Below are 9,970 nucleotides of genomic sequence, written 5' to 3' on the forward strand. Positions count from 1 at the left end.
GTCCAGTACGAGGGCTTCCGGCCGCCACGCCGAGAGCACGCACCAAACGCCGCTCCTCACGGGCAAACGTTGCCTGCCGCGGCACTAGTCGCCGGTCGTGCCGTCGAGCATCTCGCGCAGGATGTCCAGGTGGCCGTTGTGGCGGGCCGTCTCCTCGGTGAGGTGAAGGAGGATCCAGCGCAGGTCGACATGGAGGCCGTCGCGGATGGCTCGCCGGGCCCGCTTGTCCAGGCCGTTCCCGGCGACCAGTTCGCGGTAGTGGGCGCTTTGTTCGGCGTATTCGTCGAGCAACTGCGTGAGCGGGAAGTCGACGGCGACACGCATCTCGCGGTCGGGGTCCTCCTCGGTCCAGGGGCCCCGGTCTTCCTCGCCGAGGAAGACCACTTGGAACCAGTAGTACTCGACCCAGCGAAGGTGGTTGATCACTCCGCTCATGGTCATCAGCGGTGAGCCCGGCAGGAGCGCCGTGCGAGCGTTCTCCGCAGAGACGCCGTCGCATTTGGCGCGGGCGGTGTCACGTGCGTAGTCGAGAAACGTGGTGAGCTGGGTACGCTCGTCCCACGCGGGCGGCGTGTCGTCGATTCTTGTCATCGCGTGAAGCGTCCCCGATCACCGTGACCAGTGTCCAGGCATGTGACGCCGGGCCCAGCCTGCTCCACCCAGCTCCATTCCGGAGGGTCGCGACAGCTATTCGGCGCCGGTGGGCAGCGCGGCATGGTCCGCCGGACATGCCCGGGCCGCAGGATGCACCGAACGCTGAAGGGCGGGCAAATTCGACGGTTCTGGCGTGAACGGATCAGGCCAGCGCTCCGTATGCTTATCTGATCGAGGCGCGTACCTGGACGAATCACTCGATCTTCATGGGGTTTGTGCATACGGGTCGCGAGTGCCGCGGCCACGGGGGGATGTGAGGCGACCATGGCGACGGCGAGTAACACGGTGCGCAGAGGCACCGTGCTTCCGGTGGACGCGGCGCGCTGGGCGATGTGGACCTTCGCCATCGTCAATGCGGCGATCGTCGAGGTGCTGTTCCTCAGCGCCGGTTCGGGCAAGAACGGGGTGCTCACCTTCGCCAAGTTCTTCGGACTGCACGCGGCGCTGCTGATGCTGTTCCAACTGCTGCTGGTGGCGCGGCTGCCCTGGCTGGACCGCCGCATCGGGATGGACCGGCTCACGGTGTGGCACCGCTGGGTCGGCTTCACCCTGCTCTGGACGGTACTCACCCACGCCACGCTGGTGGTGCTCGGCTACGCGACACTCGACGACACGTCCATGGGGAAGACGTTCGTCGCACTGAGCGGGGTTCCGGCCTCCCTGCTGGGCATGCTCGCCGCGGCCATCGTCGTCGCGATCGCCGCGATCTCCACCCGGCCCCTGCGGCGACGACTGCGGTACGAGGTCTGGCACGGTCTGCACCTGCTGCTCTACGTGGCCCTGGGTCTGTCGTTCGTCCACCAGCTGCAGGAGACCACCACGTTCACGTCCTCCGCGTTCGCCACGGCATACTGGTGGATCCTGTGGCTGTTCGCCTTCGGCGCCTTGCTGACCGGGCGTGTCGCCATGCCGCTGTGGCGCAACGCCTACCACCGGTTTCGCGTCGCGGCCGTGGTGCCGGAGTCGGACAACGTGGTCTCCGTGTACATCACCGGCCGACACCTCGACAAACTCCCCGCCCGGGCGGGTCAGTTCTGCATCTGGCGGTTCCCCGGGCACAACCACTGGTGGCTGGCCAACCCCTTCTCCCTGTCGGCGGCACCGGGCGGACAAGGGTTGCGCCTCACGGCGAAGGCGGCGGGCAGTACCAGCTCCGGCCTGCGGAACGTCCCCGTCGGCAGCCGAGCCTTCGTCGAGGGACCGTACGGGGCGTTCACCTCACTGCACCGGACCCGGCCCGGCGCCCTGCTGATCGCCGGCGGCGTGGGGATCACGCCCGTGCGGGCCATGCTGGAGGAGGCGGCGACCGGTGATGTCGTCGTGCTGTACCGGGTGCGCAGCGAGGCCGACGCCGTGCTGCTGAACGAGGTGCGCCACCTGGTCGCGCTACGGGGCGGACGGCTGCACCTGCTCACCGGCAGAACCGGCGAGGGCGGCACCCCGCCGTTCGGCCCGGGCAGCCTGCACCGGCTGGTCTCCGACATCACCGAACGCGATGTGTACGTCTGCGGCCCGCCCGCCATGACCAGGGCCGTGCTCGCCGGCCTGCGAGACTTGCGTGTCCCCGCGCGACAGGTGCACGCCGAGAGGTTCGGTCTGGCCTGAACCGGATACGGGCCCGACATCCAGGCCTGTGCGTAGAAGCCCGCTGCGGGCCGAGTAGTACCCGACGCTCACGCAAAACGGCCCCGGACGAGACGTCCGAGGCCGAGGAGGAGCTCTCTCTGGGAGAGAAACCCCAGGTCAGAGCGGTAGCGCGTGGCGCCCCCGGCAGGATTCGAACCTGCGGCACCCGCTTGAGGAGATTTCTCTCGTCGAGGCTGTGGCCTGCGGAAATGTCGGCCGCAGGGTGATCGGTCTGGGAAAACACCCCTCCGTGGCTCTCACGCGTTCGCGAGCTCTCCCGGCCTCACGGGTGCTGGATGCGTTCCCGGATCGCACCGGCGCCGGGGCAGCCTGCCCGGCGGGGGCTTCGCGTTTTGATGAGTGGCCTCCTCGAGCCACGTTCCCTTGTGACAGCTACGCGGCCGATTGGGTGCGGCATCCTCGTCGGTGCCGTACGTCGACCTGCGTGTGCGCGCGAGGAGAGATACAAGTGAGAAAGGAGCCGACACGGCGGTACGACGTTTCGCCGCCCTGCGGTCTCAGCTGAGTTCTCCCCAGTCCCCGAGAGTCCGGGGCAGGATGGGCGATGAATGGACATGGAGAATGCCGGCCCTCAGGGAAACGGCCTCGATCGGCTTCCGGATCAGGTCACCTCGGCTACCGCGGTCGTCGACGCGCGGGGGATCGTGACGGGGTGGAGTTCCGGCGCACAGCGGTTGCTCGGGTATCCGTACGAGGACGTTGTGGGGCGTTCCGCGGCACGTCTGCTCGGCGGGAAGGGCGACGCCACGGTGCGTTTCTCCGCCGTTCTCGAGGGGCGGAGCAGGCCCACTTTGCTGCACCAGGACGGCCACTCCATGGAAGTCGAGGTGCAGGCGTACGCGTCACTCGACAGCGAGGGCAACGCACAGTGGCTCATTGTGGCCACGTCGCCACAACAGCCGCGTCGGCAGCCACGTCCGCACGAGGACGAGGCGACGACAGAGGAAGCGTTCGCACAGTCCAACCTGCCTGTGATGATCTACGACGCCGAGTTGCGGGCCTTGCGGGGGAGCGCCGGCGCGGCTCGCGAGCTGGGTCTCGCGGAGGAGCAGATGCGCGGTCGGCGCGTCACCGACATCCTGCCTCCGCACATCTGCACCACGGTCGAAGAGGGCATGCGCCGGGTGTTCGAGACAGGAGAACCGGAGCGGTTCCAGGTGCATGGCCGACCGCGGCGCGGAGCCCGCGACAGACACTGGGCCGTATCCGTGTCCCCCCTGAGGAATCCGACAGGACAGGTGCGACACGTGCAGCTCATCGCGCTCGATGTCACCGAACAGCAGCGGGCCCGCGAGCGGCTCGTCCTGCTGAACGACGTCAGCGCGCAGGTGGGCAGCACCCTCGACGTGATGCGCACGGCCCAGGAGATGGCCGACGTGGCGGTGGGGCGGCTCGCCGACTTCATCAGCGTCGACCTGCTGGACGGACTGTTCCGCGGCGTTGAGCCCAGGCCCTCCGCCACGGGCTCCGTCGCGCTGCGCCGCGCCGCGCAGCAGTCCGTCCTGCCCGGCATCCCCGAGTCGGTGGTCCAGCCGGGCGAGGTGGACTACTACCCGGAATCCTCGCCCCCCGCCCGCTGTCTGCACACGGGTCAGTCGTCGCTGCACCGCACCCTGGACGAAGCCATCGGGAGCTGGCAGGTCGCCGACCCCGAGCGCGCGAGGAAGGTCCGTGACTTCGGGATGCACTCGATCATGGTCATCCCGCTGCGCGCCCGCGGCATCACGCTGGGCGTGGCCGTACTCGTCCGCCACCGCCGTCGGGACTCCTTCGGCGAGGACGATCTGCTCCTCGCCGAGGAGATCGCCGCACGCGCCGCCGTGGCCGTGGACAATGCCCGACGCTTCACCCGCGAGCGGGCCACCGCCCTGGCCCTGCAACGAAGCCTGCTGCCACAGCGGCTCCCCGTCCAGGAGGCCGCGGAAGTGGCCTACCGCTACCTTCCGGCCCGGTCCCGGGCGGGGCTGGGTGGCGACTGGTTCGATGTGATCCCGCTGTCGGGTGCCCGGGTCGCCCTGGTCGTCGGAGACGTGGTGGGCCACGGCCTGCACGCCTCCGCCACCATGGGGCGGCTGCGGACCGCGGTACGCACGCTGGCGGACGTCGACCTGCCCCCCGAGGAGCTCCTCGTCCATCTCGACGACCTGATCACCCACCTCAGGGCGGAGGAGGACAGGGCAACGGATCCCGAGCTCGAGATCCTCACCGATCTCGTCGCCACCTGTCTGTATCTGGTCTACGATCCGGTGTCGCGCCGTTGCACCGCCGCCGGCGCGGGCCACCCCCCGCCTGCCGTGGTCACGCCCGACGGCAAGGCCGAGTTCATCGATCTTTCTGTCGGCCCGCCGCTGGGAGTGGGAGGGCTGCCTTTCGAAGCGGTCGAATGGGAAGTGCCCCGGGGCAGCCTCCTCGTGCTGTACACGGACGGCCTCGTCGAGGTCCCCGAACACGACCTCGGCAAGGGCATGGCGCTGCTGCGCCGGCGCCTGGAGCGCCCCGCTGACTCGCTGGACGCCACCTGCGACGACCTGGTCCAGACTCTGCTCCCCGCACAGCCGGAGGATGATGTCGCACTGATCATCGCCCGAACCCGGGCTCTCGACGCCGGCCAGGTGGCCACCTGGGAGCTGCCTTCCGACCCCGCGACCGTGGCCGACGCCCGCGACAAGGTCGCCCGTCGCCTCGCGGACTGGGGCCTGGACGAGGTGGTCTTCACCGCCGAGCTGGTGGTGAGTGAGCTGGTCACCAACGCGATTCGGTACGGCACCCCTCCCGTTCAGCTGCGCCTGATCCGCGATGCCGTGCTCATCTGCGAGGTCTCCGACAGCAGCAGCACCGCGCCGCACATGAGGCGAGCGCGGATGTTCGACGAAGGCGGACGCGGCCTGCTGCTCGTCGCTCAGTTCCCCAAACGTTGGGGCACACGCCACCGGGCCGGAGGGAAGGCGATCTGGGCGGAGATCGGTGTTCAGGACGAGCGGTCATGACGGTGCCCACCCGCCTGCGGCCACGCGCGACCCGCGGGAAGGCCGCGGCCGAAGCCGGGCCCGAGCCCGACGAGACCCAAGAGCCCGACGCGGAGCCTGTGGTGCTCTGCAATCCGGAGAAGCGCGAGGCCTGGGGCGCCACGTGCCCTCACACGAACGGCCACGGATGAGGAGCCCGAGCCCGAGCAGAGGCGCCATGGGACAAATCCAGGTCAGCAGCCCCATGTGTGGCGCACGGGCAGGATGGGGACTTACGCACCTGCTCTCGGAGAGGGACGGGGCGGTACGCCTTGTGACCCGCGTGCCGACCGTTCTGATCTCTTCCCCCGACTGTGTCCGATGCCTGCCGGTGATGACCGTGGTCTACCGCTGGATCTGGCACGGCTGTGATGCGAGCGGGAGGGCCGCGGAGGTCTGCACCTACGAAGATCGGTCGGTCTCGGAGCGCGTGCGTTCGTATTCGGTCTCGTCCAGGATCTCCCAGACTGCCTGGCCGATGGCGAGGACGCCGCGGGCCGGCAGGGGAACGTCACCGATTCGCGGATTGTCGGGCAGGTGGACGGGGGGTCTGTACGGTGATCGGTGTAACTCGCGAGCAGGAAGCGGAAGTTGATGACCGACGTGAGTGACACCGAGACCGAGGGCCGGGCAGAAGAGCCGGCGGCGGGTGTGGATGACGAGCTGGTCGCCCAGCTGGTGGCGCGGGCCCAGGCCGATGGGCTGCGGCTGACCGGCGAGGGAGGTCTGCTGCAACAGCAATTCCCACCGCCTCCACGTGGTGAGCAGTGAGAACGGTCCCTGACCTGGGCGTTTGGTCGGGGGCCGCTCTTGTCTCCGGCTACCGTGACTGCCAGGTGTACCCCGTGGTTCCCCGCTCGATCGGGCACGGCTGGGGCACGGGAGACTTCTAGTGCCGCATCAGGCAACGTTTGCCCGTAAAGGAGCGGCGTCCGGTGCGGCGAGTGGGGGTACCCCCTGCTCGAGCGGAGTCGAGAGCTTGGGGGAGCGTGCCGGGCGTCGTGACGGGGCGAACGTTGCCTGTCGCGGCACTAGTCCGTAGCGCCCCGTGGGTCGGTCAGCGCTGCTGCCTCACGTGTGCTGAATCCGTTCTGCCCGCCACCGTCTGACGGGTCCCGGCTGTTGGTCAACCGTCGATATGGGGCATCGGCCTCTTGCCCCAGGGCAACGGTGAAGGGAACCGTCAGGGTTCCCTGGCATGTGCCTCGTCGGCGAGAAATCCCAGCAGGATGATGTCGAGCCCCCCGGCGAGGCGCTCGTGCAGGTCGAAGGGGGCCGGTTCCTCGCGGATCCAGCGCAGGATCGTCGAGAAGTAGCAGGCGGCCAGTAGCTGGCCGGCCTGGTCACAGTCGACGCCCGCCCTGATCTCCCCGCGTTGCCGCCCTTGCTCGACGATCCTGGCGAGTTCGACTTCCAGGGACGGGTCCTGCAGGAGGCGACCGTAGCGTGCCGAGGCGTCCATGAGGACCGTGGTCTCGGCGCGGGAGGCGACGTTGAGGTCGGCCATCTCCTTCAGGTAGCGGCGCAGCCGGTCGCCGACCGGCAGGTCATCGGCGTGCTCCGCGCCGAGAATCTCAGCGACGCGGGCGCGGCGGCGGACTCCCCACTCCTCGAGGAACCCGACCTTCTGTGCGAAGTGGTTGAAGACGGTGGCCCGGGCGGCATCAGCGGCCTCGGCGATCTGCTCCATGGTGGTCGCCTCGTATCCCTGGGCGACGAAGAGACCGACCGCCGTCTCATACAGCTGGTCGTGCAGCTTCCGGCGCCTGCGCTCCTGGCGCCCGACGGTCGCGCCGCCCTCGGAGGCGGCTGCCGCGTCCCGGATCTTCATGGCCCCCAGTACAACACAGGGCCGCACGACTCTTGACCCCACCCCGACACCTATCTAGATTCCTCTCCATTGCTGGACTCAAGTCCAGCAATGGATGCAAGTCTCAAGTCTCGCTCTGCTGATTGCGGGACTCTGACAAGGAGACAACGTGGCTTCCGTGACATCCCAGACGGCCTGTGTCGAGCTAGGACACGGCTGTTACGCCTGGATCGCGGGCGATGCCGGATGGGGCATGAGCAACGCCGGGCTGATCACCGGCCGGCGCGAGTCACTGCTCGTCGACACCCTCTACGACCTGCGGTTGACCAGGACCATGCTCGACGCGCTCGCGCCCCTGACCGCCACCGCACCGATCTCCACCGTGGTCAACACCCACGGCAACGGCGACCACTGGTTCGGCAACCAGCTGGTGGCCCACGCCGAGATCATCGCGGCCCGCGGATCCGTGGCGGACATGCGGCAAGTGGGCCCGGCCGAGATGCGGGCGCTGACCGGCATGGACAGCCCGGCCGGACACTTCACCCGCCGGATCTTCGGCCGCTTCGACCACACCGGCATCGAACCCGTCCTCCCGCACCGGGTCTTCGACGGCGAGACCGTCCTCGACATCGGCGGGACGGAGGTCCGCCTCATCGACGTGGGCCCCGCCCACAGCGCCGGCGACACGATCGTCCATGTGCCGCAGGCCCGGATCGTCTATACCGGTGACATCGTCTTCGCCGGAGCAGCGCCGGTCGTCTGGCACGGTCCCTTCGCCCGCTGGCTCGCCGCCTGCGACCTGCTGCTGGGCCTCGACGCCGACATCGTCGTACCCGGCCACGGTCCCGTCACCACCAAGCAGGCCGTCCGCGAGATCCGCGACTACCTCGAATACGTCCACGAGCAGGCCACCGTCCGGTTCACCGCCGGCATGCCCGCCATGGACGCGGCGCGCGACATCCGCCTCGGCCGTTTCGCCGACCTGGACGAGAGCGAACGCCTCGCCGTCAACGTGCACACCGTCTACCGGGAGCTCGACCCCTCACAGCCCCCGCTCGACGGCCCCGGCCTGTTCGGCTGCATGGCCGAGCTCTGCCCCAGCCTCTGACGCCGCTCCCCGCACCAACGGCTCTCCCCTCCGTCCCCTCGGGCCGTACGACCCGCCAACCCTCCCCAAGGAGGAGACATGGTCTCCACCCCTGCCTACGACCCACCCGCCGCCTCGTCCGCAGCCGCACCGGCCGCCCCGGCCCGGCACACCGGCACGATCATCGCCGGTTGTCTGGCCGTCTGCCTGGCCCAGATCGGCCTGGTGCTGCCCGCCGCGATCAACGGCGAGATGCAGCGCACGCTTCAGACGTCCGGCGCGGAACTGACCTGGATCAGTGACGCCTTCCTGGTGCCCGCCGCCGTCCTCGCCCTGACCTTCGGCGTCGTCGGTGACCGCTACGGCCGTAAGAAACTCGTCATCGGCGCGGCGCTGCTGGCCGCCGTCGGCTACCTGGTGTCCGCCACCTCCGACACCCCGGCCCAGCTGATCACCGGCCAGGCGATCTCCGGCATCGGGGCCGCCGCGCTCTTCCCTGCCTCCCTGACGATGATCACCGCGATCACGACCACCCCGGCCGCACGCGCCAGGGGCCTGGCCTCCTGGACCACGGCCCTGTCGCTCGGTGCCTTCCTCGCCCCGCTCATGTCCGGCGGCATCGTCGAACACGCGCCCTTCCAGTGGGCGTTCGGCTTGACCGGTGTGCTCGCCGTGATCACCGCCGTGGCGGCCTGGCTGCTCGCCACCGAGTCCAGCGCCCCGGAGGGCCGCTCGCTGGACTGGCCGGGGCAGATCACCATCGCCGTGGCCATGCTCGCCCTGCTCTACGGCATCATCCAGGGCCCCTCGGACGGCTGGGGCTCGGCACCCATCGTCGCGTCCTTTGTCACCTTCGTCGTCTTCATGGCCGCGTTCATCGCGGTGGAGAACCGCAGCCCGGCCCCGATGCTGCGGCTGCCCCTCTTCCGTATCCCGGCGTTCGCCGCGTCGGCCGCGATGGCGGTGATCGGCATGCTGGGCTTCCTCGGCGGCGCGTACGACCTGAGCATCCGCCTCGGTGTCATCCAGCACCAGGGCCCCTTCGAGGCCGCGATACCGGTCATGATCATCCAAGCGTGCACGCCGTTCATCTGGCCCCTGCTGGTCCGTCTGCTGCACCGCATCGGACCCGGCCCCATGCTCGTCGCCGGCTTCCTGGCGATGGCCGCGGGCCAGCTCTGGCTGCGGGCGCTGCCGATCCACGAGACCGCTCTGCTGCCCATGCTGGGGCCGCTGATCCTGAACGGCGTCGGTTTCGGCCTGGTCGTCGCCGCGATCACCGCCGCCGCCGTCAATGTCGTGCCGCAGAACCTGACCGGTATGGCAGCAGCCACCACCAGCCTGGTCCGCGACCTCGGCCAGACCCTCGGCCCGGCCGTCGTCGGCGCCGTCGCCCTCGGCATGGCCGCGGGCCAACTGACCGGGAGCCTCGCGGATGCCGGACTGACCCCGACGGAGCAGGGCATCGCCTCCGCCGTCCTGCACGAGGGCGGCCCCCTGGCCCTGCACACCGCCGACCTCGGCCCACTCAGCGCTAAGCTCGCCCCCTACACCACGGATGCCCTGGCCCACGGCTACAACAACGGACTGATCCTCACCGCCGCCGCCTGCGTGACCGCCGCCGTGATCGCCGCCGTCTTCGTCGGCTTCCGACGCGGCGGCACCGCGCCGGCCGAGGTGGAGGGGAGCGCGGCGTGAAGTTCGCAAGCTTCGTCCATGACGGGAAACGGCAGTCGGGAGTCGTCGCCGACGACCGGCTCCACCCCT

Annotated in this window: 8 protein-coding genes; 6 read left to right on the forward strand and 2 right to left on the reverse strand. The window is 69.6% G+C overall.

The window, feature by feature from the left end; translation table 11 throughout:
• Positions 1-84: 84 nt before the first annotated feature.
• Positions 85-591, reverse strand: a complete 507-nt coding sequence (locus tag ABZ281_RS22225) for a DinB family protein (protein WP_356657942.1) — start codon at positions 589-591, stop codon at positions 85-87.
• Positions 592-918: 327 nt separating this feature from the next.
• On the opposite strand from ABZ281_RS22225, the gene ABZ281_RS22230 reads away from it, so the two are divergent.
• The 4 genes from ABZ281_RS22230 to ABZ281_RS22245 all read left to right on the forward strand — a co-directional run bounded on the left by ABZ281_RS22230 (position 919) and on the right by ABZ281_RS22245 (position 6,077).
• Positions 919-2,259, forward strand: coding sequence for a ferredoxin reductase family protein (locus ABZ281_RS22230; RefSeq protein ID WP_356657944.1), 1,341 nt, complete (start codon positions 919-921; stop codon positions 2,257-2,259).
• Positions 2,260-2,849: 590 nt separating this feature from the next.
• On the forward strand, positions 2,850-5,288 hold the full coding sequence (locus tag ABZ281_RS22235) for a SpoIIE family protein phosphatase (RefSeq protein WP_356657946.1): 2,439 nt from the start codon (positions 2,850-2,852) through the stop codon (positions 5,286-5,288).
• Positions 5,285-5,458, forward strand: a complete 174-nt coding sequence (locus tag ABZ281_RS22240; protein ID WP_356657948.1) for a hypothetical protein — start codon at positions 5,285-5,287, stop codon at positions 5,456-5,458. Before ABZ281_RS22235 ends, ABZ281_RS22240 begins: the two co-directional genes overlap by 4 nt.
• Positions 5,459-5,900: 442 nt before the next feature.
• Entirely contained in the window at positions 5,901-6,077 is a 177-nt protein-coding gene (locus tag ABZ281_RS22245) for a hypothetical protein (protein WP_356657950.1), read from the forward strand.
• 412 nt (positions 6,078-6,489) lie between these two features.
• On the opposite strand, the gene ABZ281_RS22250 is transcribed toward ABZ281_RS22245, so the two are convergent.
• Complete coding sequence (locus tag ABZ281_RS22250) at positions 6,490-7,137, reverse strand: TetR/AcrR family transcriptional regulator (protein ID WP_356657952.1); 648 nt, start codon at positions 7,135-7,137, stop codon at positions 6,490-6,492.
• Positions 7,138-7,285: 148 nt separating this feature from the next.
• On the opposite strand from ABZ281_RS22250, the gene ABZ281_RS22255 reads away from it, so the two are divergent.
• Positions 7,286-8,224 carry an MBL fold metallo-hydrolase gene (locus ABZ281_RS22255; protein ID WP_356657954.1) on the forward strand — a complete coding sequence of 313 codons (939 nt, stop codon included), beginning with the start codon at positions 7,286-7,288 and terminating at the stop codon, positions 8,222-8,224.
• A 78-nt stretch (positions 8,225-8,302) separates the two neighbouring features.
• Positions 8,303-9,901, forward strand: coding sequence for an MFS transporter (locus ABZ281_RS22260; protein WP_356657956.1), 1,599 nt, complete (start codon positions 8,303-8,305; stop codon positions 9,899-9,901).
• Positions 9,902-9,970: the final 69 nt, after the last annotated feature.

Origin of the sequence: Streptomyces sp. NPDC006265 (assembly GCF_040613555.1) — a bacterium.
Lineage (GTDB): Bacteria > Actinomycetota > Actinomycetes > Streptomycetales > Streptomycetaceae > Streptomyces.